The following is a 24,698-nucleotide window of genomic DNA, read 5'->3' as shown; positions in this document are numbered from 1 at the left end:
CGCCATGATGATGTTTTAGCTAAGTTATACCTGTAAGTTCAAGTACTCAATACTGTAAAACCAAACATGTCGAGTTATTCGGCAGGTTAGGGTAAATATTTTGATATGCTGTTTCGGCAATCGGGTGTTAATACTATTTGCTGTTCTTCTGGTCTGTTTTTATAGGTATCGAGACGCAAACGAATTAATAGGTAATTCAATAACGCGATACGTGTTTTTATTGTTTTTAGATTGTTTATCATTTGAAAATCGCTGGCGATAATAGCTTGTTGTTTATCCACCAGCCTTGGGTCTGGCATAAAGACGACATCTGTATAAGTTTGCCATAGTTCATCTTGTTCCACCTTGCATTGAGCTTCACCTTCAAAAACGGCAATGCCATTAAAACGCGATAAAACAAAATCTCGAAATGCGGCATTTTTTCGACAATACGCTCGAACATGCCAACGTAACCCATCGAATATTAATGAATGGGGTTCGATGATCCGATCTAAATAATCGGGACTTGTTAAGGATATATAGCCGATATCAATCGCTAATTGTTCACGTATCGCTTTTAAAATAGGGCGTAATAATTGCGCATTAATGTTTCTAAGCGGTGTTGCAACTTCTTCTATACAATTTGATATTGCTTCGTGGTTAGCGTTTTTAATTAAGTTGAGGTACCCATCGAAGCTACTAACATCATTTAATGGTTGGAAATTTTCTGTTATAACTCGCGCTTTTATCGATTGATCGTACTGTAAATTATTGGGGTATTGGCTATCATAATTTTTCAATATAGAAGATGCGGAATCACGCGACAAATCAAAATGGCGCATTAAATGTGATGCATTAATTTGCCCCTCCCACCAAACTATATATTCAATATAATTGAATCGTTCTATATCTGATTTTTTCATAGGTTTTTAATTATTAGAGGAAAACTGCATAGAATCATATTGGTACGCCCCCTACAAACAAAACGTTATATTTTATGAATTTAATATGATGTTTCTAACATTAATATAAAAAGAGTCGTATATTGGCTATTTGCCACGCCAAAAAATATAGCTGAAAATCACGGATACAATTTAATTGCACTCCCTTCCATCTTTCACCATCTTTATTTACATATTGAAAATAAAATTAGGTGTTCTTTATTTTGTAGGTTAATATGCGCTCGCTCTGTAAGTCAGAGTTATTAATGAAAATGTAAAGTCCAAGTTATTATCTCAGTTACTCCCGCGTTATCGTAGTTGTCCTTAGTGTATCCCTTAGCTTCACCCTCACATTCAATAATTCAGTTCTCAGCGCTTCGCATTTTGGCGATATTTTTTAATGAATTTATATAAGGGACACAACATGTCTAATACAACAACTGGTCTAGTAAAATGGTTCGACGAAGCAAAAGGTTTCGGTTTTCTAACTCAAGATAACGGCGGAGCTGACGTATTTTGTCATTTCCGTGCAATTGCATCTGAAGGCTTCAAAACATTAGCAGAAGGCCAAAAGGTTTCTTTTACAGTTGAGCAAGGCCAAAAAGGTCTGCAAGCTGCAAATGTAATCGCACTATAATTTAGTCCGATTAATCATGGTGGATGTAAGCTTAGGCTACATCCCCTTTATTCACTGAATCAGTAATACAGTTTACTTACTACAAATATTTACTCCATTAACACCCACTTCTGTTTGTGTCATGTCGTTTTATATTGTCATTGTTCTCTACTATATTGGTTCAATTTTTACATCTCCTAAAAGGATATTTCTATGGCTCGTACTACGGGAAGAAAACGTTTTTGGTTTCAACAAAGTCGTGAACTAAAATCAGAAACTCAAAACGGTATTAAATCAGCACAATAATTAACTAAGTTATACCATTCGCGGTGTTATTTTTGAGGAGCCCTCTATCCTCTTAAAATAACCAAGCGTTCAATTTTACTTAACCTCAAATTAAATTCTTTAGAATATCCTTAATAAAATTTATCGCATAAACTGTGTTTATAAATTTGAGGATAACCAATGCTTAACACTATTAATAAAGTACAGTTCAATAAACGTTATTTTGTTTTTTTTACACTCGCTGTCGTCTGTTTATTTCCTGTTATCTCGTCACCTATTGCATTAGTTATTGGCTTTACTATTTCTACGTTAGGGCTTGTTCCTGAGCAAATTGATACCGGTAAAATCACCAAAAAATTATTAGCTTATTCTATCGTTGGATTGGGTTTTGGAATTAACTTGCCAGAAGCGATTGCGATTAGCTCAAATAATATCGGTATTATTGTTTGTTCAATTTTTACGACTTTATTATTGGGGATAGGATTAACTAAGGCGTTAAAAATCAACCTAAAGATGGGCCATTTAATTGCGTCTGGTACGGCGATTTGTGGTGGTAGTGCGATAGCGGCTGTCGCCCCTGCCATTGATGCGGATGCGACCGAAACATCGCATGCGTTAGCAACCGTATTTATTTTAAATAGTGTCGCGTTATTCGTTTTTCCATTAGTCGGTCATTGGTTAGCGATGAGTCAACACGATTTTGGTATATGGAGCGCCATTGCAATTCATGATACGTCATCGGTTGTTGGGGCCGCATCAGTTTATGGTGATGAAGCATTACAAACGGCAACGACTTTAAAATTAGCACGTGCATTATGGATCATTCCCGTTGCATTTATCAGCGCACTGATTTTTAAAGGTGATAACAAAAAGATCCCAATACCGCTATTTATTCTATTTTATTGTGTAGCGATTGCAGTTGCTTATTTTTTGCCACAATTTGATGTTTTTTACCAAGATATATTTGCCGTTTCAAAGCGATTACTGGTGCTCTGCTTATTCTTGATTGGCGCGGGATTAACAATTCATAGTATTAAGTCTGCTGGTGTGAGGCCGTTATTATTGGGCGTGACTTTATGGGTGACTATATCTGTTGCATCGCTCTGTTACATCGTTTTCCTGATGTAGAAAAAACCAGTTGCATTAACTAGCGTAGCAAAGTCTACGCTTTTTTATTGATGCCATAATAGACTAATAGAGAAAACGCAAACAGTGCTAAAGCTGCACTGATAAGTCCAGCGGTAAAGGTGGAGATAAGCACCGCCAACATCACTAAGCTGATAATGATTTTCTGTAACATAGATTCCCTATAAAGTGATTACACCAGTTGGTATTAGAGTTACAACATTATTTATTACAATGAAAAATAGGTAAAATAAATTAATCGTCTATCTAATAACAGAAAGTTTACAAGGCAACATTGACTTTCACTCGACAGCCCACAACCCGACATAGCTACGGCACAGATAAAACATTTATATAAATTCATGTTACTGATAAAACTGGCATGTTTTTTGATTGTTTTTTAAGTTTTATAGCGGTTTAATCCACTTTTCAATGATCTGCTCTATTATTTCCACTTTATTCTTTGCGTATAATTTGCCGCTTGCCTGTTTCTTTCCAAATTTAGTGGGAAATATTACATTCCACGGAAATCTTCATTTTGAAAGGCAGAAAGTATAATTAATTCGAGGAATAAAAATGGAATTAATAGAGTCATTTTTTGGGGTCATTGGTGATCTTACTTGGGGTTGGTCACTTATCCCATTCTTAGTTATCTTAGGTTTATTCTTTACCTTAGTAACAGGGTTTGTGCAATTCACCTTCTTTGGGCGTATGTTTCGAGTCCTTTTGAATAAAAACCAAACTGCTAATAAAAATGCCATTTCTGGTAGAGAAGCGCTGCTATTGTCCGTGGGTGGACGAGTTGGAGGTGGTAACATTGCCGGTGTTGCTGTTGCGATCACCTTAGGTGGTCCTGGCGCGGTATTCTGGATGTGGGCTGTTGCATTAGTTGGCATGGCAACTAGTCTTGTGGAATGTTCTCTTGCACAACTATATAAGCGTAAAGAAAATGGGGAGTTCCGAGGTGGTCCTGCACGTACTATTATTCATGGGCTTGGTGAAGATTACAGATGGCTATCATATCTCTATGCCATTTGTTTGATCGCATCATTTGCCATCGGTTTTAATGCATTCCAAGGTAACACCGTTGCAGGGGCTGCACAGGATAGTATGGGCATTGATAGGATCTGGACTGGTATTGTATTAGCTATCATCACTGGTTTCGTTGTATATGGTGGGATTAAGCGTATTACGAAAGTCTCAGACGTGATTGTGCCAATCATGGCTGTTGGTTATGTATTAATAGCCATCATTGTCATTCTGTTAAATATCACAGAAATTCCTGCTATATTCCACTCTATAATAGCAAACGCCTTTGGCTTCGAAGAGGTCGTTGGCGGAGGCATGGGGGCCGCATTAGCACAAGGTTTGCGACGAGGACTATTCTCCAATGAAGCAGGGCTAGGCTCTGCTCCAAACGTTGCTGCAACAGCAGATGTTACGCACCCAATCAGTCAGGGGATTACACAATCTCTTTCGGTATTTATCGACACAATATTAATTTGTAGCTGTACGGCATTTATTATTCTTCTTGGCGATGTTTATGTTCCAGGGGCTGAAAATATCGATGGCGTTGTACTGACACAGCAATCTCTCGTGTCTCATGTCGGTACATGGGCTCAGTATTACCTTACTGGTGCTATTTTGCTTTTTTCAATAAGCTCAATTATTTACAATTATTATTTGGGTGAAAATGCATTAACATTTATGTCTAAGAGCAAAAAATCGCTACATGCTCTGCGTATTATTGTTATTGCAATTGTATTCATCGGCGCTGTTGCACCGGGCGCCACTGCGATATTCTTCTTCTCCGATCCGATGATGGGGGTATTGGCTATTGTTAACTTATTAGCATTGCTAATGCTGTTTCCGACGTTAAATCGCCTTCTTAAAGACTATAAAGAGCAATTGAAAAAAGGGATCGAACACCCCGTATTTGATCCAGCCAAATTTTCAGACCTCGATATCGACCATAAGGCATGGAAGAAAAAATAGCATTTACCAATAACAGTCAGTAAGGTTAGTTAAACTTGAACATGACTAGATAAAGATGGGATTTCCTATCAATACAAAAATCCGCTATTTGAACGAATAGCGGATTTTTTTATGCTAAGAAATTAGAATAAGCTACAAACAAGTACTGCCTAAAACATCCCAATTAACCGCACTGACTAACTCAACAAGAGAAGAACAAGGTTATCAGGAAAGCAATTAATCTAAAACTATCGCCCATTAATTAAGAAACACTCAATTTTATATGATAAAAATTAGCTTTGGCTCAAACTACGAGATTATTGGTTTGCGATAGCAATCAAATAATTATAAGCTTTGCTCTATGAGTGCTTTAATTAATAATTAAATAATAGTATAAGCTGGCAAGTCACAATAACGTGAAGAAAGCTATAGTATTTATTATCACTGTCCTTATAATTGCGTATGTATACAACAAATGTATACCGGCTTATATCTACCCTACAATCAAAGACAAGCGTGTAAACTATGAATGCAGAATTTGTAAATCCTTTTTTATCTTCCTTTATCAATGTATTGCAGACAATGGCGCAAATAGATATAAAACCGGGTAAACCAAGCCTTAAAAAAGATGCTATTGCGCATGGCGATGTCTCAGGCTTGATTGGTATGGTCGGCCCAACGGCGAAAGGCTCCTTTTCCATTAGCTTAGACAAAAAGCTAGCACTAAATGTTTTTCGTTTAATGGTAGGGGAAACCTTAGATGATATATCCGATGATATTACTGATATGCTAGGTGAGATCACTAATATGGTTGCTGGTGGAGCAAAACGCCAGTTGGGTGAAAAGGGATTTGAATTTAATATGGCAACCCCGATTGTCGTCTCGGGACCAAACCATACTATTAAACATCAAGTCGATGGCTCTAAAGTATTGATGCCTTTCCATTCTGAACATGGCAATGCTTTTATTGAAATCTGTTTTAATCAATAAAATAGGGAGTAAATTCCCAACAACCGTATCACTCTTCCGCTATAATTTATTATTTATCGAAAATAATATAGCAATAAAATCAATAGCATAATACCCATACTCCAAAAAAAACCTCTTTGCATAAACAATGCAAAGAGGTAAAAGAAAAACTATGAAATTAACTAACTCATAGGGTTAGTACATCGTAATAGAAAAAAGTTCCTAACTATTTTAAATATATTTTTAAGGTAACAAAGTTACTGTAAATTTTTACCTATTGATAGAAATTACTTACTATAACTGTGTGGTGATTAATAATAGGTAGGGGAATAAAGATATAAAAAGCCTCTTTACACAATAAGTGTAAAGAGGAAAAGGAAAAGTTATGAAATTTAAAATTTTCAAACTCAATAGTTAGTACACTGTAAAGGAAAAAAGTTCACAATTATTTTAATTAAATTAAAATTTTTTATTTTTAACTATCCCAATAAAAAAGCCCCTTTGTAAAAAACATACAAAGGGGCTAAAGATACTATGAAATCAATCAACTCATTAGGTTAGTCAATGAGTCTCAGAAAAAGTTCATGGCAATTTAAAATATATTTTAATTAATGCGCCTCATCCCAATTATTCCCCACGCCAACATCAGCAATCAGTGGCACATCTAATTCAGCAGCCTTTGCCATGATGCTTTGGATTTCTCCTTTATAAAGATCAACAAACTCTTCCTTTACCACAAATACTAATTCATCGTGAACTTGCATAAGTAACTGAATACTTCCTTTTTCTTGTTGTTTCACCCAAGCAGCCATATCAATCATTGCTTTTTTAATAATGTCAGCTGCAGTGCCTTGCATAGGGGCATTAATGGCTGCTCGCTCAGCTGCTTTTTTCAACATACCATTAACGGATTTAATATTTGGCAATTGTAAGCGACGTCCCAAAATTGTTTCTACATAACCTTTATCGTTGGCCAAGGCGCGCGTATCTTCCATATAGGTAAGCACACCAGGGTAACGGGCAAAATAAAGATCCATATACTTTTGTGCTTCTTGACGACCGATATTTAGCTGTTTGGCAAGACCAAAAGCACTCATACCATAAATAAGCCCAAAGTTAATCGCCTTTGCACTTCGACGTTGTTCCGTTGAAACTTCATCAAGTGGAATGGAAAACACTTCCGATGCCGTCGCTTTATGAATATCTTTGCCCGTTGAGAACGCATCAAGTAAACCTTTATCTTGAGAAAGATGAGCCATAATACGTAATTCAATTTGACTGTAATCGGCAGCAACTATTTTATAGCCATTCTGCGCGATAAAAGCTTGGCGAATTCGACGCCCTTCTGCGCTGCGGATCGGAATATTCTGTAAATTTGGATCGCTTGAAGATAAACGTCCGGTGACAGTCACCGCCTGATGATAGGATGTGTGTACCCGTCCCGTCTGCGGATTTACCATTTTAGGGAGTTTATCCGTATAAGTTGATTTCAATTTACTCAACCCACGGTGCTCAATAATGATTTTTGGTAATGCGTAAGTAAGCGCCAACTCTTGAAGTACTTCTTCTGCGGTGGAAGGTGCACCTTTAGGTGTTTTCTTTAAGACAGGTAAGTTAAGTTCATCAAATAATATTGTTTGTAACTGCTTAGGAGAGCTTAGATTAAAGGGTTTGCCAGCCTCTTCATAGGCGGCAGATTCCAGCTCTAATAAGCGCTCAGCGATTTCAATACTCTGTTTACCCAGCAATTCACTATCAATTTCAACACCACCACGCTCAATTTCGGATAATACGGTGAGTAAGGGTAATTCAATATTCGTGAATACGTTTAATAATGCCGGCGTCTCTTGCAAACGTGCGATTAAATCGAGGTGCAGACGTAGCGTAATATCGGCATCTTCAGCGGCATAAGGGGCTGCTTCTTTAATGCTGATTTGATTAAAGGTTAATTGGTTTTTGCCCTTACCTGCTATATCTTCAAATGCAATGCATTTGTGCCCAAGATATTTAAGCGCTAAGCTGTCCATATCATGCTTACCCGTACTGTCTACGACATAGGATTCCAGCATTGTATCAAATTTTATCCCTTTTAATTCAATACCATGATTAAGTAACACACTACGATCATATTTTAAGTTTTGCCCGACTTTATGGTGGCTCTCACTTTCTAATAAAGGCGTTAACTGTGCGAGTGTCTCCTCAAAATCTAATTGCTTAGGGGCATCGATATAATCATGTGCAAGCGGTAAGTAAGCCGCTTCAATAATAGCAGGCTCTGCACTACCTACATTTGTTTGCACAGCAAAAGATAATCCCACAACCCGTGCTTGCATATAATCCAAACTGGTTGTTTCTGTATCAAATGCAAATAGATCAGCCTGCTCAAGCTTTTTAAGCCATTGGCTCAGTTGCCCTTTAGTATAAATAGTTTGATAGCACGTTGTATCGATAACTGAAGCGGGTTTTGCCATATCATCTATCGCTATCGCAGCACCAGAAGATGTTGCTTTGCTAACCACCTGTTCGCCATCTAGTAAAGACGATAACCAACGCTTAAATTCAAGCGCACCGAATAATTTAACTAATTCATCAGTATCTTGCGCTTGCGGTTTAAAATCATCATAAGCGACGGCTAATTCCACATCTGTTTTGATGGTTGCTAATTGATAAGAGAGGCGAGCCATCTCTTCATTATCTTGCATTTTTTTTGCCATGGTTTTACTACCACGGAAGCCAAGTGGCGCTAGTTTATCAAGGTCATTATAGATATCATTCAATGAACCGATTCCCTGCAACATCGCTAGAGCGGTCTTTTCGCCAACACCTGGCACACCAGGGATGTTATCAACTTTATCGCCCATTAAGGCTAAGTAATCGATAATCAGCTCAGGTGGGATGCCAAATTTATCATTAACGCCTTGAATATCGAGCACAGTATCAGTCATGGTATTAATAAGAAAGGTATGCTCATCAACCAGTTGCGCCATATCCTTATCACCCGTGCTAATGACGGTCGGAATACCCTGCGCACTTGCTTGACGAGACAAAGTACCGATAACGTCGTCGGCTTCAACACCCGGCACAATTAAAATAGGCAATCCCATCGCTTTAATAACATTGTGCAAAGGTTCAATTTGACAGCGTAAATCATCGGGCATACTGGGGCGCTGTGCTTTATATTCTGCATAAAGGTCATCACGAAAGGTTTTTCCCTTGGCATCAAAAACGACCACGATATGGCTAGGTGAAAATTGCTTTAAGAGACTTTTCAACATATTAACAACGCCATAAACCGCACCTGTTGGTTCACCAGCGGAGTTGGTTAGATGTGGAGGCGCATAAAAAGCACGATAAAGATAAGATGAACCATCGACAAGTACAAAAGGGTTTTCAGGGATAGTAACCATTCGCTTATTACCAATATTTAAAAAATAGAGAATGATTATACCGATTCGGGCCTGAATAAGAGAGAAAATTTGGCAAATAAATAAGATTAGCGAGTCAATCAAAGGTGAGTGGCTATTCACTTTCAACACAGGGCAGTTGTGGATAACTCTGTTAGTAGTTTAAATAAAAATATAAACTGTCATATTTACATAAAAAAGATCACTTTAGTTTCATGAAGATAAAATGCTTATATGACAAAAAATGCACATAATTTTAAAAAAATTATGTGCATAACAAATTAAAGTAGTGGCGAATTAGTCTGTTTATTATGCGATATGGTTATAAACAGGGTTTGCATACATCTTTAAAACTATATCGTGCAGCTCAGGCTTGATCAACGCCATATGTTTTGCAAATGCCTCTCTATCTTCCGCAGTAACAGCCTGTAATTCATCATCGGCTGCAATATAATTCGAAGGATGTAGGTAATAATTTTGATATATTTGCGTATCTATCGCTTCTGCTACTTGATCCGCATCGTTAAAATCCCCACTTAACGGTTTACCAAAGGCAACATGCACTCGCCCCTTTTTGCCGACAATACCACGAACAATACTTTCTATGTCCTCAAATTGTGTTTTTTGATACTCGCCCTTGACGGATTTATCGTGCAATTCTTGCGCTTTTTGTTGATCACAGGGGTCATATTCATAGGATACAGCAACGGGAACAATATTTAGTTGTTTAATATAGTCAGTAAAAGTAATACCGCTTTTCTTGCCATTTACATAAAACATTTTCACAATGGCGGGCTCTGTTTTATCAAAACCATCTTTCGCACGCCCTTCACGCTGCGCAATCCAAATGCTACTCTCTTCTTGTAATGAGCTAAAAATATAAGCCGATAAATGTGATAGTGATTTCATCATTTCTCGTACACCCGAGACAGAGCGCTTAACAATAAAGCTTTTATTCATGCGCATAATATCTGAGACATAGGATTTTTTTAAGAGATTATCACCAATGGCGATACGCACAGTTTTGAAATTTTCAGTAAATAGCGCCCAATTAACAAAACAAGGATCCATTGCAATATCGCGATGATTTGAGACAAAAAGGTAATTTTTGCTTGGATCTAAATGCTCTAAACCTGAATAGGTAAATTGAGTCGTTGTGGAATCAATCATATGCTGTACATAGACACCAACGATTCGTTGTAACTCATCAATACTATTAATAGCGCCCCATTTATAGGAAATATAGCGCTTTAAAAGAGGCTTTAACAAAAAGCCAAAAAATTTTGCTAGGTTAGCAAAACGAAAACTAATTATCGCATCAAGAAACTCATTGTCATTTATAACACGCTGAATAGCAGCTTGAATTTCATCGTCATTATAAGGGCGAATATCACTGAACATATCTGATGAGGTAACCATTTTTTCACTCTCTATAAAATTGAAGGCGCATTCTACCTTCTTTTAAAAGTCGCAGCGAGTTTAATTGATAAAAACCACTAATATCAATATAAAAGGGTAATAAATCATGATCAGCTAAGAAACAAAGCAGTAAATTTCAACACCACGCATTATTATGACCAATTAGTTTTAAAACGAAAGAGCTCTTGCCGTACTAAATTTTTATAGGTGTCTGACGAAATATGTGACGCTTGCAAATAATCATCTAACCATTCCGCTTTAAATAAACGCACCGTTCGTAATTGATCATATTTTGCAAAACGCAATGCTTTAAATAATATTTTCCCCACACTACTCATTTCGGTAAATTCGACGCACTCAACTTGCTCTCGAAGCGCGTTAACAAGATGAGGAAAATCTTTACTAAATAACGTTTCTGATAGGCTAAGACTTAATGCTAATTTTGCCTGTGACACCAATAATTGTTGTAAGGTTGCAGGGTCTGTTTGCAAATCAAAGAAGAAATCATGTTGCTCCTTTTCTCCTTTATCCCGCGCTTGATCCAAACAAGCAACCCGTACAGTTTCAAATGAAATTTGGTATTGTTTATAAGCAGCAACATAGGCAAAGTTGACCATTGCCGATAACAACATACCTTCATGGGGGCGGCGATAATCACTCTCTTTCATTAAAGCTGTACAAGCTTGCCCTAGGGTTAATTCGTAACGCCATAATTTTTTGGTAAATAAAACATTATGTAAGCCGTTATTGCTAATTGTATATTTAAAAATAATAGCAGGAATAAGATAGCGTAAAACATCAATACCGATTAAACCGATAGCGGCTTGTATATCACGGACATTGCGTGCATCTCGCCCTAATGATTCCATGAAATCAGAACTACAAACCAATGAGATTAAATGATTACGCGTGCTTATATTTAATTCTAATAAACTCGCTAAAATTGAATAACGAGGCTCACTCGACAGCAATTTTTTTAATAATTCAAGGGTACTTTCTCGTAACTGTAGCTGATGGGTAATAACTTCATCATGGTGACTTAATCTATTTTGAATAGCCGTTAAAAGCGTTTTCTGAAAGAGATGCATCAATACGGCATTACGCTTCTCTTTAATCGCTTTATCAGCCTCAACACGTTTAACTCGCTGTTTTTCAACATCTAACAATATACGTTTATTCCAACCATCGGCAGCACCCGGTGTGCATTGCTCATCGAGTTCACTTTCTGATAAGCCATCATTATAGCTTTCTTCGTTAGCTATTTTATTTTTCCCCACTAAAAACCGCAGAAATAAAATATCAATTGATTCAGCTAAAGTATGTTCCTCTTTTTGTGATCTGTTTGCCGTCATAAATTGGTCGTGTTCTTTATTCATATGAATTGATCGGATGATTTGCCATGATAACAAAAAATCAATGGCAATTAAGGTAATACTTAACATCCTTAAAAACTAATTTATTAGATGATGCCTCACATAAAGGCAAAGGCATCACCAAAGATATGCTCTGCAACCGCTCCCTGAGCGAGAAAATCTTCGCGGGCCACTTTAGCCATTTCAAAACGGCCTACAATATAAATATCAAAAGAACTTAGATCAGGAAACTCTTCTAACACAGCCTGATGCACGTATCCTTGACGTCCGAGCCATTCACTCTCTGGTAATTCAATGACCGGATTAAAGTGAATATTATTGTGCATTTTTGCCCACTCAGCAGCTTCAGTTTCGAAATAAAAATGTGCGTATTCCTTAACCCCCCAATAGAGATAAACTGGGTTAGCTAATTGCAATGCAACTATTTGTTCTAATAGTGATTTTACATAGGAAAACCCTGTCCCCCCTGCCATTAAAATAATAGGTCTTTTCGACTCTTCGCGTAGATAAGCGTCTCCATTACCAATTTCAGCTTCAATTTCACCATCGAGTTTCATTTTATCAATAACTTGCATCGCATAGCTATTCTCTGGTGTTGCGCCTATGTGGAGCTCAATAGTATTACTTAGTGGCGCATTGGCAATGGAAAAGTGACGTTTGTCCCCTTCTCCCATTATGATGGATATATATTGCCCTGCTTTGTAGGGGGTATTTTTCTCCGGAGTTAAAAATATACGGTATAAAAAGTCATTGAGTTTTTCGATGGTATTTATTTTACAAGTAACAGGTTGCATTGAGTTCTCTTATTCTATTAGGTGAAAATTCATTTAACAAAAAAATAACATTCCCAATTATGACAGGATATCCAACTCTTGCCAGAGCTTATCTATTTTTTGTTTTACATCCTTATCCATAACAATAGGAACTCCCCACTCTCGTTCAGTTTCTCCCGCCCATTTATTGGTGGCATCCAACCCCATTTTTGAACCAAGCCCTGACACGGGTGATGCAAAATCGAGATAATCGATGGGAGTATTGTCGATAATCGTACTGTCTCTTGCTGGATCCATACGCGTAGTAATAGCCCAAATCACATCGTTCCAATCACGTACATTGACATCATCATCACAGACAATAATGAATTTGGTGTACATAAACTGGCGTAAGAATGACCAAATGCCTAACATCACTCGCTTTGCGTGTCCCAGGTAACGTTTTTTGATTGAAACAACCGCCATTCGATAGGAACAACCTTCAGGAGGAAGATAAAAATCGACAATCTCTGGAAATTGTTTTTGTAAAATAGGCACAAATACTTCATTGAGTGCGACGCCTAATATAGCGGGTTCATCGGGTGGACGCCCGGTATAGGTGCTATGATAAATGGGATTTTCTCGTTGCGTTACATGGGTCACTGTCATGACTTGAAAATCATCGACTTCATTATAGTAACCCGTGTGATCGCCATAGGGTCCCTCGGGCGCTTCCTCTCCGGGCTGTAAATAGCCTTCGAGTATGATTTCAGCGGTGGCAGGCACATCTAAATTATTACTGATGCTTTTTGCCACTTTGGTTCGAGAGCCACGCAGCAAGCCTGCAAAAGCATACTCAGAAAGCGTATCGGGGATAGGAGTCACAGCCCCCAAAATGGTCGCAGGATCTGCCCCTAACGCCACAGAGACTGGAAAAGGCTTACCGGGATTGGCTTCTTGCCACTCACGATAATCAATCGCCCCACCTCGGTGAGATAGCCAGCGCATGATCATTTTATTTTTACCCAGCAATTGTTGACGATAAATACCTAAGTTTTGACGTTTTTTATAGGGACCTTGGGTAATAGTTAATCCCCAAGTAATTAAAGGAGCAACATCACCAGGCCAACAGGTCATCACTGGCAGCTTGGTCAAATCAACCTCATCACCCTGCATAATTATCTGTTGGCAAGCGGGTTTACGCACCCGTTTTGTCGGCATATTCAATACTTGTTTGAATATGGGCAAACTTTCCAACAAAGACTTAATTCCCTTCGGTGGCTCAGGTTCTTTTAAGTAGGCAAGCCATTGCCCCACTTCTTTTAAAGCCGCAACATCATCTTTCCCCATCGCCAATGCAACGCGCTGTGTCGTACCAAATAAATTGGTTAATACGGGGGTGTCATAACCTTTAGGGTTTTCAAATAAGAGAGCGGGTCCTCCTGCCCGCAAAGTACGGTCAGAAATTTCCGTCATTTCCAAATGCGGATCAATTTCTTGGCTAATACGTTTCAAAAGCCCCTTTTCTTCAAGTTGTGCAATAAAGTCCCGTAAATCATCAAATTTCATAGCAACCTAACTTATTTATTTAAAGATCAAAAAAAAACGCTACCAAAGTAGCGTTCTATTCTCTATTTGGTATGACCCAACTATTTATTTAGATTTCTGATTTTTCATCGCATCAAAGAAATCGTCATTGGTTTTACTTAAGCCGAGTTTATCAATTAAGAACTCAGTTGCACCAACTTCACCCATTGGATGAACGATTTTACGTAAAATCCACATTCTTTGTAGCTCACCAGATTCAGTTAGTAACTCTTCGCGTCGAGTCCCTGAACGAGTAATATCAATTGCAGGATAGACACGTTTTTCAGCTAACTTACGATTTAAATGAATTTCAGAGTTACCCGTACCTTTAAACTCTTCATAAATTACTTCATCCATTTTCGAGCCAGTATCGATCAAAGCTGTAGCAAGAATCGTTAAACTTCCACCCTCTTCTACGTTACGTGCAGCACCAAAGAAACGCTTAGGACGTTGCAGTGCATTTGCATCAACACCACCAGTCAATACTTTACCCGAACTCGGCACAACCGTATTATAAGCTCGTGCTAAACGCGTAATCGAATCTAATAAAATGACCACATCTTTTTTATGTTCAACTAAACGTTTGGCTTTTTCAATGACCATTTCAGCAACTTGAACGTGACGGCTTGCTGGCTCATCAAATGTAGATGCAACGACTTCTCCGCGAACTAGACGGCGCATCTCAGTTACCTCTTCAGGACGCTCATCTATTAGTAAAACAATAAGTACTGAGTCAGGAAAATTAAGACTCAAACTCTGAGCAATATTCTGCAATAACATTGTTTTACCCGCTTTAGGTGGGGCTACAATCAAACCACGCTGCCCTTTACCAATCGGAGAGACTAAATCCAAAATTCGAGCAGTAATATCTTCTGTGCTACCATTACCGTTTTCTAAACGGAAACGCTCATCGGGATGAATTGGTGTTAAGTTTTCAAAAAGGATTTTATTGCGGGAGTTTTCAGGTTTGTTAAAGTTAACTTCGATTATTTTCAATAACGCGAAATATCGTTCGCCATCCTTAGGAGGTCTAATCTTCCCTTCAACACTATCCCCTGTACGCAGATTAAATCGGCGTATTTGGCTTGGTGATATATAAATATCATCAGGACCAGCCAGGTAAGAACTATCAGAACTTCGCAAGAAACCAAAGCCATCTTGTAATATTTCAAGTACACCTGCACCGAAAATATCTTCGCCACTTTTAGCGTGAGCTTTTAGAATTGCAAAAATTATATCTTGTTTTCTTAAGCGAGCTAAGCTTTCAAGCCCCATTGATTCGCCAAGTTTAACAAGTTCAGAAACAGGTGTTAGTTTTAGTTCGGTTAAATTCATAATTTATATTGATAATCAGATTTGAGGTAAGTGGATGATTGAACTATAGAAATAATTGCTCGCATTTTGAGCATAAGATAGCATTAAAAATAATATTAGTCCAGATTGGACGTGTTGTAGATCACAACTTATCCAATCTGAAGTTAATTTTTTAGATATTTGCGTCTAAAAATTCAACAAGCTGTGCTTTAGAAAGGGCACCAACTTTAGTTGCAGCAACTTTTCCATCTTTAAATAGTAATAGAGTAGGGATACCTCTGATACCAAATTTTGGTGGTGTAGCACTATTTTGATCGATATTTAGTTTACCAATAGTTACTTTACCTGCATATTCAACGGCAACTTCACTAAGAATAGGGGCAATCATTTTACAAGGCCCACACCATTCAGCCCAAAAATCGACTAAAACAGGCCCTTCTGCATTCACTACATCTTGTTCAAAACTTGCATCACTTAACGTTACGATACTGTCGCTCATATTTCTCTCCAGAAACTATTGCCTAATAAGTATATAAATACTATAACATGGAACATAATAAAAATTAATTTTAGATATTTGAATCGATCTCAATACTTATTGCAAGTATAAACTGTTATCATTTGCAAATGAATAAAACACACTTAACTCAAATAAAATTTGCAGACCTTCCTCTTCAGGATAGTCTAATTTCAGCTTTAGCATCACAAGGCTACGAATACTGCACACCTATACAAGCTTTATCACTGCCAATCACCCTCACCGGGAAGGATATAGCAGGGCAAGCCCAGACAGGTACAGGTAAAACGCTGGCGTTTTTACCTGCAGTATTTCATCACTTGTTAAGCGATGCACAACCTGAAAATCGCCGTAAGAATCAACCTCGGGCTATTATTTTAGCGCCGACGCGTGAGCTTGCAATTCAAATTCATAAAGATGCCCTAATATTAGCAAAAGCATCCAACTTACGCCTTGGTTTAGCATATGGGGGCGAGAAAGTAGAAATTCAACACACTAAACTAGAAAAAGGTGTTGATATATTAATTGGCACAACAGGACGGATTATTGATTTTGTTAAACAAGGCGTTGTTGACCTAGGATCAATCCAAAGTGTGGTCTTGGATGAAGCTGATCGTATGTTTGACCTTGGCTTTATCAAAGATATTCGTTACTTATTTAGACGTATGCCGGAAGCAAATAGTCGTTTAAATATGCTCTTTTCTGCAACTTTGTCGCATAAAGTACAAGAGCTCGCTTTTGAGCACATGAATGACCCTGAACATATTCAAATCGAACCAGAGGTCATGACATCTGCCAATATTCAAGAAGAGTTATTTTATCCTTCTAACGAAGATAAAATGTTACTGCTATTAACATTAATAGAAGATGAGTGGCCAGATAAAGCCATTGTTTTTGCCAATACAAAACATACCTGCGAAAAAGTCTGGGGATACCTAGCAGGAGATGGTTTACGTGCTGGTTTGTTAACGGGTGATGTACCACAAAATAAACGCATTAAGATTTTAGAGCAATTTACTAAAGGTGAAATTGACTTTCTTATCGCCACAGATGTCGCGGCTCGCGGTTTACACATACCTAAAGTATCACATGTATTTAATTATGACCTACCCGATGATTGCGAAGATTATGTACATCGCATCGGTCGAACAGGTCGCGCAGGCGAAAAAGGTTTAGCGATCAGCTTGGCCTGTGAAAAATATGTATTCAATCTGCCTGCCATTGAGGAATATATTAAACACTCCATTCCGGTCAGTGAATATGATAAAGATGCGCTGCTTGACTCCTTACCTATTATGAAGGTGACTAAATACAAAGCGCATCCGAATAAACGTAATGACAATTACCATCGCAACCACAAGCGTTAACATTATGCAAAACAACCGTTATACCATCATCGATCTTGGCTCCAATAGCTTCCACATGCTAACAGTTGAAAAAACAGATGATGGTTTTAACGTATTGGCTAAACATAAAAGAAAAGTTAGGCTCGCATCAGGATTAGATGCGCAGCATAATTTAAATATTGAAACGATAGAAAATGGTTTAGCTTGTTTACGCTACTTTAAAGAAGTATTAAACGATATAAAGCCGTTAAAATTAATAATCACAGCGACTGCAGCACTCCGACTGGCTAATAATAGAGATATTTTTATAACACAAGCCGAAAGTATATTAGCCCATCCTGTAAACCTAATTTCCGGCATTGAAGAAGCCGAAACCATTTACCGTGGTGTTGCCTTTACCGAAAGAACTGATGAACAGCTACTCATTATTGATATAGGTGGAGCAAGTACCGAGTTAGTCATTGGCAAAGGTGAAAATATTATCGTCGCACAAAGTCTCTCTATGGGTTGCGTTACTTGGCTTGCTAATTACTTTTCAGACAACAAACTCAATAATGAAAATTTCAATCATGCCATCGCGATGGCTAACGTGGTTTTACAACCAACGATAGAAAGCTATACACAACAGGGCTGGAATCTAGCAATGGGAGCATCAGGCACTATTCAAGCCTTGCAGGAAATCAACACCGCTCAGCAGTTAGGTAGTACATTAACACTGCCGCTATTAAATAAAGTAAAACAGATGTGTATTGCCTGTGAAAGCATAGATAAATTACAAATTGTAGGGCTAGAAGCATCTCGCATACCCGTTTTTGCGAGCGGTTTATCTATACTTATCGCTATATTTGAAGCTTTCAATATCCAACAACTAAAACCGTCCCAAGGCGCACTAAGAGAAGGTTTAATAAGCATTATTTTTAGTGATAAAACAACCAGCCCATTTAAAATTTAAATTCCCCTCTCTACTCTACTAGTGACGAGCATACACAAACTTGCCCTGCACTGCATGGCGGCACTTTATGCAGAGCTCCTCAGCTCGTGACACATTGCTGTCGCGATACTCGCCCTACTCTCGAGCAGGTCATCGTCGTCAGTACCCTAAAATGAAAAAATCCCTGCTGACATCGTCAACAGGGATTTTTCGTTTATTAGGCGCTTGGCGATGACCTACTCTCACATGGGGAGACCCCACACTACCATCGGCGCAGCTGCGTTTCACTTCTGAGTTCGGAATGGGATCAGGTGGGACCACAGCGCTATGTTCGCCAAGCTAAAAAGTTAATTAGAAAAGCTAATCTGTTTCCACTATTTAACTTCGTTAAACAGTACGAAACTGTAAATTACGTTATAATTTACTTATTGTTCGTTTAATCAATCTTGTAAAATATGCTTCGCAAGCATTGCTAGTTTATAGAGATCACACTCTCGTCTTGGTAAAACCAACACCCTTTAGGTGTTGTATGGTTAAGCCTCACGGGTAATTAGTACAAGTTAGCTCAATACGTTACCGCACTTACACACCTTGCCTATCAACGTTGTAGTCTCCAACGGCCCTTTAGGGGACTTAAAGTCCCAGTGAGAACTCATCTTGAGGCTCGCTTCCCGCTTAGATGCTTTCAGCGGTTATCGATTCCGAACGTAGCTACTGGGCAATGCCATTGGCATGACAACCCAAACACCAGCGGTTCGTCCACTCCGGTCCTCTCGTACTAGGAGCAGCTCCTCTCAATTCTCAAACGCCCACGGCAGATAGGGACCGAACTGTCTCACGACGTTCTAAACCCAGCTCGCGTACCACTTTAAATGGCGAACAGCCATACCCTTGGGACCGACTTCAGCCCCAGGATGTGATGAGCCGACATCGAGGTGCCAAACACCGCCGTCGATATGAACTCTTGGGCGGTATCAGCCTGTTATCCCCGGAGTACCTTTTATCCGTTGAGCGATGGCCCTTCCATTCAGAACCACCGGATCACTATGACCTACTTTCGTACCTGCTCGACGTGTCTGTCTCGCAGTTAAGCTGGCTTATACCATTGTACTAACCTCACGATGTCCGACCGTGATTAGCCAACCTTCGTACTCCTCCGTTACTCTTTGGGAGGAGACCGCCCCAGTCAAACTACCCACCAAACAATGTCCCAAACCCCGATTCAGGGGCCATGGTTAGAACTCAAAACATACAAGGGTGGTATTTCAAGGTCGGCTCCACGTCATCTGGCGACAACGCTTCATAGCCTCCCACCTATCCTACACATGTAGGCTCTAAGTTCACTGCTAAGCTGTAGTAAAGGTTCACGGGGTCTTTCCGTCTAGCCGCGGGTACACTGCATCTTCACAGCGATTTCAACTTCACTGAGTCTCGGGTGGAGACAGCATGGCCATCATTACGCCATTCGTGCAGGTCGGAACTTACCCGACAAGGAATTTCGCTACCTTAGGACCGTTATAGTTACGGCCGCCGTTTACCGGGGCTTCGATCAAGAGCTTCGACCTAAGTCTAACCCCATCAATTAACCTTCCGGCACCGGGCAGGCGTCACACCGTATACGTCATCTTGCGATTTAGCACAGTGCTGTGTTTTTAATAAACAGTTGCAGCCATCTGGTATCTTCGGCCGCCAATAGCTCCATCCGCAAGGGACTTCACCGTCAGCGGCGTACCTTCTCCCGAAGTTACGGTACCATTTTGCCTAGTTCCTTCACCCGAGTTCTCTCAAGCGCCTTGGTATTCTCTACCTGACCACCTGTGTCGGTTTGGGGTACGATCCTTATATTTCTGAAGCTTAGAGACTTTTCCTGGAAGCATGGCATCAATGACTTCATCACCTTAGTGACTCGACATCGTATCTCAGTGTTAAGAAAACCCGGATTTACCTAAGTCTTCCACCTACATACTTGAACCTGGACAACCATCGCCAGGCCCACCTAGCCTTCTCCGTCCTCCCATCGCAAAATATAAGGGTACGGGAATATTAACCCGTTTCCCATCGACTACGCCTTTCGGCCTCGCCTTAGGGGTCGACTCACCCTGCCCCGATTAACGTTGGACAGGAACCCTTGGTCTTCCGGCGGGGAGGTTTTTCACCCCCCTTATCGTTACTCATGTCAACATTCGCACTTCTGATACCTCCAGGATGCCTTACAGCTTTCCCTTCGACGGCTTACAGAACGCTCCTCTACCATGCTTATAAATAAGCATCCGCAGCTTCGGTGATATGTTTAGCCCCGTTAAATCTTCCGCGCAGGCCGACTCGACTAGTGAGCTATTACGCTTTCTTTAAAAGATGGCTGCTTCTAAGCCAACTTCCTAGCTGTCTAAGCCTTCCCACATCGTTTCCCACTTAACATATACTTTGGGACCTTAGCTGGCGGTCTGGGTTGTTTCCCTTTCCACGACGGACGTTAGCACCCGCCGTGTGTCTCCCGTGATTGCACTTGTTGGTATTCGGAGTTTGCATGGGGTTGGTAAGTCGGGATGACCCCCTAGCCCAAACAGTGCTCTACCCCCAACAGTGATACACGAGGCGCTACCTAAATAGCTTTCGAGGAGAACCAGCTATCTCTTGGTTTGATTGGCCTTTCACCCCCAGCCACAAGTCATCCCCTAATTTTTCAACATTAGTGGGTTCGGTCCTCCAGTTGATGTTACTCAACCTTCAACCTGCTCATGGCTAGATCACCAAGTTTCGGGTCTAATCCCAGCAACTATTCGCCCAGTTAAGACTCGGTTTCCCTACGGCTCCCCTATACGGTTAACCTTGCTACTGAAATTAAGTCGTTGACCCATTATACAAAAGGTACGCAGTCACCGAACTAAGTCGGCTCCTACTGCTTGTACGTACACGGTTTCAGGTTCTATTTCACTCCCCTCACAGGGGTTCTTTTCGCCTTTCCCTCACGGTACTGGTTCACTATCGGTCAATTAGGAGTATTTAGCCTTGGAGGATGGTCCCCCCATATTCAAACAGGATTTCTCGTGTCCCGTCTTACTCGTTTTCACTGCAAAGAAGTTGTCATATACGGGACTATCACCCTGTATCGTCGGACTTTCCAGACCATTCTACTAACTTCTAAACAGCTTAAGGGCTGTTCCAATTTCGCTCGCCGCTACTTTCGGAATCTCGGTTGATTTCTTTTCCTAAGGGTACTTAGATGTTTCAGTTCCCCTCGTTCGCTTCGTTAAGCTATGTATTCACTTAACGATGACACTAAGTGCCGGGTTGCCCCATTCGGAAATTCCAGGATATAACGCTTGTTATCAACTCCCCTGGACTTATCGCAGATTACCACGTCCTTCATCGCCTCTAATTGCCTAGGCATCCACCGTGCACGCTTATTCACTTAACCATACAACACCTAAAAAGTGTCACGCAGTGACGCGTTTTAGGTGTTGTTCCCAACAAGAGATTAACGTCTTTTTGTCAATGTCTGAGTGGGCAACACCATTTGGCATCACTACTTAATACTGATTTTTGTTTTGTATGTCGTTTCCAAGACGCTTGCGATTTCTCATATTTTACAATACAAAAAACAACATTCGTTTTTCGTGCACCTATCAATCATATGATTGAGTAGATACGTACTGTTCACATTTCACTACGTGAAAAATGAACTTTTTATTTTTGCTTGATTACAATAACTAGAATAAATTCTAATCATTGAGAACAATTTCGTTTCGTTTAAACATATTGATATTAATATCGATACGTTCAAACAGAACTTTATCAGCTTTCCTAATTGTTAAAGAGCAGTGTTACTTATATTTCAAAGAAAGACACTTTATAAGCATTCTAAAGAGAACATTTATAAAGTGATTCTTTTGGTTTCACAAAGAACAGTAAAAAAAGATTAAGTATCTTTTTTTATCGTAGTGTAGGTGGTATCCCCAAGGGGATTTGAACCCCTGTTACCGCCGTGAAAGGGCGGTGTCCTAGGCCTCTAGACGATGGGGACATAGAACTTCTGCACTTCTTCAGTCTAATCAAACAATCTGTGTGAACACTAACACGTAATTTGCCTAAGCAAATTAGCGTGGCCGGTAGGTTTATTTGCCTAAGCAAATTCACCGAAAGGCTCGTTAATGTGTTTCTTTACGTAAGGAGGTGATCCAGCCCCAGGTTCCCCTAGGGCTACCTTGTTACGACTTCACCCCAGTCATGAACCACACCGTGGTCATCGCCATCCCGAAGGTTAAGCTAATGACTTCTGGTGCAGCCCACTCCCATGGTGTGACGGGCGGTGTGTACAAGGCCCGGGAACGTATTCACCGTGGCATTCTGATCCACGATTACTAGCGATTCCAACTTCACGGAGTCGAGTTGCAGACTCCGATCCGGACTACGACAAACTTTATGAGATTCGCATACCCTCGCAGGTTAGCAACCCTTTGTATTTGCCATTGTAGCACGTGTGTAGCCCATCCCGTAAGGGCCATGATGACTTGACGTCGTCCCCACCTTCCTCCGGTTTATCACCGGCAGTCTCCCTAGAGTTCCCGGCATGACCCGCTGGCAAATAAGGATAGGGGTTGCGCTCGTTGCGGGACTTAACCCAACATTTCACAACACGAGCTGACGACAGCCATGCAGCACCTGTCTCAGAGCTCCCGAAGGCACTCATCAATCTCTTGGTGATTCTCTGGATGTCAAGGGATGGTAAGGTTCTTCGCGTTGCATCGAATTAAACCACATGCTCCACCGCTTGTGCGGGCCCCCGTCAATTCATTTGAGTTTTAACCTTGCGGCCGTACTCCCCAGGCGGTCTATTTAATGCGTTAGCTTTGAAACCCACGGCATATAGCCACAAACTTCTAATAGACATCGTTTACTGCGTGGACTACCGGGGTATCTAATCCCGTTTGCTCCCCACGCCTTCGCGCCTCAGTGTCAGTCTCTGTCCAGGTGGCCGCCTTCGCCACTGGTATTCCTTCAGATCTCTACGCATTTCACCGCTACACCTGAAATTCTACCACCCTCTACAAAACTCTAGTTAACCAGTTTCAAATGCAGTTCCAAGGTTGAGCCCTGGGCTTTCACATCTGACTTAATTAACCACCTACGCGCGCTTTACGCCCAGTAATTCCGATTAACGCTCGCACCCTCCGTATTACCGCGGCTGCTGGCACGGAGTTAGCCGGTGCTTCTTCTGCGAGTAACGTCACAGATACAGGGTATTAACCTGCACCCTTTCCTCCTCGCTGAAAGTGCTTTACAACCCGAAAGCCTTCTTCACACACGCGGCATGGCTGCATCAGGGTTTCCCCCATTGTGCAATATTCCCCACTGCTGCCTCCCGTAGGAGTCTGGACCGTGTCTCAGTTCCAGTGTGGCTGGTCATCCTCTAAGACCAGCTAGGGATCGTCGCCTTGGTAGGCCTTTACCCTACCAACTAGCTAATCCCACTTGGGCTCATCTTGTCGCGATAGCTTATAAATAGAGGCCACCTTTGGTCAAAAGACATTATGCGGTATTAGCAGTCGTTTCCAACTGTTGTCCCCCACAACAAGGTAAATTCCCAAGCATTACTCACCCGTCCGCCACTCGTCAGCAAAATAGCAAGCTATTCTCTGTTACCGTTCGACTTGCATGTGTTAAGCCTGCCGCCAGCGTTCAATCTGAGCCATGATCAAACTCTTCAATTTAAAGTTTAATTAGGTTATTTTCTACGAAGTAGAATTTAACCAAGCTCAATATTACTGACTAAAACTAAGTACCGAAGTACTTGTTATTCTGAATTAATCACCAAATATAAATATTTGGCCTGTTAATCATTGAAAGATAAATCTTTCAATGTAAATGAATTAATTCGTGTGTCACTTCTATTGATGTTACCTAAACAAGTTAGGTGTAACTTTCTGCAAGCAGAAGCGTTACTTTTTGATTATTTGAAATCACATCAACAATAAGTGCCCACACAGATTGTTTGATTAAATTGTTAAAGAGCGTGCCTTGCGGCGAGGTGCGCATATTACGCTACCTGCAAACAATGTCAAGATTTTAATTTCTTTTCAATCAACTCTACGAGTCATTAAAAAGCATCTTGGATTGTTCTAGGATTCAGTGTTGGCACAGTAGCCAGCCCGTTTCCGTGGATGCG

General features: G+C 40.2%; 15 protein-coding genes, 1 tRNA gene and 3 rRNA genes. 6 read left to right on the top strand and 13 right to left on the bottom strand.

Annotation, left to right across the window (positions count from 1 at the left end):
• Positions 1–86: 86 nt before the first annotated feature.
• Complete coding sequence (locus AB2N10_RS00095; RefSeq protein ID WP_369434136.1) at positions 87–902, bottom strand: WYL domain-containing protein; 816 nt, start codon at positions 900–902, stop codon at positions 87–89.
• A gap of 442 nt (positions 903–1,344) precedes the next feature.
• On the opposite strand from AB2N10_RS00095, the gene AB2N10_RS00090 reads away from it, so the two are divergent.
• Together AB2N10_RS00090 and AB2N10_RS00085 are read left to right on the top strand one after the other, a co-directional pair.
• Entirely contained in the window at positions 1,345–1,557 is a 213-nt protein-coding gene (locus AB2N10_RS00090; protein ID WP_354622576.1) for a cold-shock protein, read from the top strand.
• 444 nt (positions 1,558–2,001) lie between these two features.
• Positions 2,002–2,949, top strand: coding sequence for a putative sulfate exporter family transporter (locus AB2N10_RS00085; protein ID WP_354622575.1), 948 nt, complete (start codon positions 2,002–2,004; stop codon positions 2,947–2,949).
• A 34-nt stretch (positions 2,950–2,983) separates the two neighbouring features.
• On the opposite strand, the gene AB2N10_RS00080 is transcribed toward AB2N10_RS00085, so the two are convergent.
• Positions 2,984–3,121, bottom strand: coding sequence for a hypothetical protein (locus AB2N10_RS00080; RefSeq protein ID WP_354622574.1), 138 nt, complete (start codon positions 3,119–3,121; stop codon positions 2,984–2,986).
• Between the two features lie 401 nt (positions 3,122–3,522).
• On the opposite strand from AB2N10_RS00080, the gene AB2N10_RS00075 reads away from it, so the two are divergent.
• Together AB2N10_RS00075 and AB2N10_RS00070 are read left to right on the top strand one after the other, a co-directional pair.
• Positions 3,523–4,941 carry an alanine/glycine:cation symporter family protein gene (locus AB2N10_RS00075; protein ID WP_369434135.1) on the top strand — a complete coding sequence of 473 codons (1,419 nt, stop codon included), beginning with the start codon at positions 3,523–3,525 and terminating at the stop codon, positions 4,939–4,941.
• Positions 4,942–5,445: 504 nt separating this feature from the next.
• Positions 5,446–5,910, top strand: a complete 465-nt coding sequence (locus AB2N10_RS00070; protein ID WP_354622571.1) for a chemotaxis protein CheX — start codon at positions 5,446–5,448, stop codon at positions 5,908–5,910.
• Between the two features lie 587 nt (positions 5,911–6,497).
• Here the strand turns inward: AB2N10_RS00070 and polA are convergent.
• The 7 genes from polA to trxA form a co-directional block, all read right to left on the bottom strand.
• Positions 6,498–9,296: a DNA polymerase I gene (polA, locus tag AB2N10_RS00065; protein ID WP_369434134.1), complete on the bottom strand. Its 2,799-nt coding sequence runs from the start codon at positions 9,294–9,296 to the stop codon at positions 6,498–6,500.
• Between the two features lie 306 nt (positions 9,297–9,602).
• Positions 9,603–10,712, bottom strand: coding sequence for a 1-acyl-sn-glycerol-3-phosphate acyltransferase (locus AB2N10_RS00060; protein ID WP_354622569.1), 1,110 nt, complete (start codon positions 10,710–10,712; stop codon positions 9,603–9,605).
• Positions 10,713–10,864: 152 nt separating this feature from the next.
• Positions 10,865–12,088 carry an HDOD domain-containing protein gene (locus AB2N10_RS00055; protein WP_369434133.1) on the bottom strand — a complete coding sequence of 408 codons (1,224 nt, stop codon included), beginning with the start codon at positions 12,086–12,088 and terminating at the stop codon, positions 10,865–10,867.
• 95 nt (positions 12,089–12,183) lie between these two features.
• Positions 12,184–12,879 carry an NAD(P)H-flavin reductase gene (fre, locus tag AB2N10_RS00050; RefSeq protein WP_354622567.1) on the bottom strand — a complete coding sequence of 232 codons (696 nt, stop codon included), beginning with the start codon at positions 12,877–12,879 and terminating at the stop codon, positions 12,184–12,186.
• Positions 12,880–12,936: 57 nt separating this feature from the next.
• The gene (gene ubiD, locus AB2N10_RS00045; RefSeq protein ID WP_354622566.1) at positions 12,937–14,406 is read right to left on the bottom strand and encodes a 4-hydroxy-3-polyprenylbenzoate decarboxylase; all 1,470 of its coding nucleotides are present in this window, start codon (positions 14,404–14,406) and stop codon (positions 12,937–12,939) included.
• An 84-nt stretch (positions 14,407–14,490) separates the two neighbouring features.
• Positions 14,491–15,759, bottom strand: a complete 1,269-nt coding sequence (rho, locus tag AB2N10_RS00040) for a transcription termination factor Rho (protein WP_354622565.1) — start codon at positions 15,757–15,759, stop codon at positions 14,491–14,493.
• A 151-nt stretch (positions 15,760–15,910) separates the two neighbouring features.
• Positions 15,911–16,237 carry a thioredoxin TrxA gene (gene trxA, locus AB2N10_RS00035; protein WP_369434132.1) on the bottom strand — a complete coding sequence of 109 codons (327 nt, stop codon included), beginning with the start codon at positions 16,235–16,237 and terminating at the stop codon, positions 15,911–15,913.
• A gap of 128 nt (positions 16,238–16,365) precedes the next feature.
• On the opposite strand from trxA, the gene rhlB reads away from it, so the two are divergent.
• Together rhlB and AB2N10_RS00025 are read left to right on the top strand one after the other, a co-directional pair.
• The gene (gene rhlB / locus AB2N10_RS00030) at positions 16,366–17,622 is read left to right on the top strand and encodes an ATP-dependent RNA helicase RhlB (protein WP_369434131.1); all 1,257 of its coding nucleotides are present in this window, start codon (positions 16,366–16,368) and stop codon (positions 17,620–17,622) included.
• Positions 17,623–17,626: 4 nt separating this feature from the next.
• A complete protein-coding gene (locus AB2N10_RS00025) occupies positions 17,627–18,553 on the top strand; it encodes a guanosine pentaphosphatase (protein WP_354622562.1) in 927 nt (308 codons plus the stop codon).
• Between the two features lie 202 nt (positions 18,554–18,755).
• Here AB2N10_RS00025 and rrf read toward each other — a convergent pair.
• From rrf to AB2N10_RS00005, 4 genes are all read right to left on the bottom strand, one after another.
• A 5S ribosomal RNA gene (gene rrf, locus AB2N10_RS00020) occupies positions 18,756–18,871 on the bottom strand.
• Positions 18,872–19,061: 190 nt separating this feature from the next.
• Positions 19,062–21,950, bottom strand: a 23S ribosomal RNA gene (locus tag AB2N10_RS00015).
• Positions 21,951–22,480: 530 nt separating this feature from the next.
• Positions 22,481–22,556: transfer RNA gene (locus tag AB2N10_RS00010), tRNA-Glu, on the bottom strand.
• Positions 22,557–22,698: 142 nt separating this feature from the next.
• Positions 22,699–24,243, bottom strand: a 16S ribosomal RNA gene (locus AB2N10_RS00005).
• The 16S, 23S and 5S rRNA genes sit together here with 1 tRNA gene alongside, the layout of an rRNA operon.
• Between the last annotated feature and the right edge of the window lie 455 nt (positions 24,244–24,698).

The organism is Psychromonas sp. MME1 (assembly GCF_041080865.1).
Classification (GTDB): Bacteria; Pseudomonadota; Gammaproteobacteria; order Enterobacterales; family Psychromonadaceae; genus Psychromonas.
The sequence above is the reverse complement of the archived record's forward strand: the minus strand, read 5'-3'. Positions and strand labels throughout refer to the sequence as shown.

Excerpts from the sequence above, each read along its gene's own strand:
- AB2N10_RS00095 (WP_369434136.1), bottom strand. The coding sequence starts at position 902 with ATGAAAAAATCAGATATAGAACGATTCAATTATATTGAATATATAGTT.
- AB2N10_RS00090 (WP_354622576.1), top strand. The coding sequence starts at position 1,345 with ATGTCTAATACAACAACTGGTCTAGTAAAATGGTTCGACGAAGCAAAA.
- AB2N10_RS00085 (WP_354622575.1), top strand. The coding sequence starts at position 2,002 with ATGCTTAACACTATTAATAAAGTACAGTTCAATAAACGTTATTTTGTT.
- AB2N10_RS00080 (WP_354622574.1), bottom strand. The coding sequence starts at position 3,121 with ATGTTACAGAAAATCATTATCAGCTTAGTGATGTTGGCGGTGCTTATC.
- AB2N10_RS00075 (WP_369434135.1), top strand. The coding sequence starts at position 3,523 with ATGGAATTAATAGAGTCATTTTTTGGGGTCATTGGTGATCTTACTTGG.
- AB2N10_RS00070 (WP_354622571.1), top strand. The coding sequence starts at position 5,446 with ATGAATGCAGAATTTGTAAATCCTTTTTTATCTTCCTTTATCAATGTA.
- polA (WP_369434134.1), bottom strand. The coding sequence starts at position 9,296 with ATGGTTACTATCCCTGAAAACCCTTTTGTACTTGTCGATGGTTCATCT.
- AB2N10_RS00060 (WP_354622569.1), bottom strand. The coding sequence starts at position 10,712 with ATGGTTACCTCATCAGATATGTTCAGTGATATTCGCCCTTATAATGAC.
- AB2N10_RS00055 (WP_369434133.1), bottom strand. The coding sequence starts at position 12,088 with ATGAATAAAGAACACGACCAATTTATGACGGCAAACAGATCACAAAAA.
- fre (WP_354622567.1), bottom strand. The coding sequence starts at position 12,879 with ATGCAACCTGTTACTTGTAAAATAAATACCATCGAAAAACTCAATGAC.
- ubiD (WP_354622566.1), bottom strand. The coding sequence starts at position 14,406 with ATGAAATTTGATGATTTACGGGACTTTATTGCACAACTTGAAGAAAAG.
- rho (WP_354622565.1), bottom strand. The coding sequence starts at position 15,759 with ATGAATTTAACCGAACTAAAACTAACACCTGTTTCTGAACTTGTTAAA.
- trxA (WP_369434132.1), bottom strand. The coding sequence starts at position 16,237 with ATGAGCGACAGTATCGTAACGTTAAGTGATGCAAGTTTTGAACAAGAT.
- rhlB (WP_369434131.1), top strand. The coding sequence starts at position 16,366 with ATGAATAAAACACACTTAACTCAAATAAAATTTGCAGACCTTCCTCTT.
- AB2N10_RS00025 (WP_354622562.1), top strand. The coding sequence starts at position 17,627 with ATGCAAAACAACCGTTATACCATCATCGATCTTGGCTCCAATAGCTTC.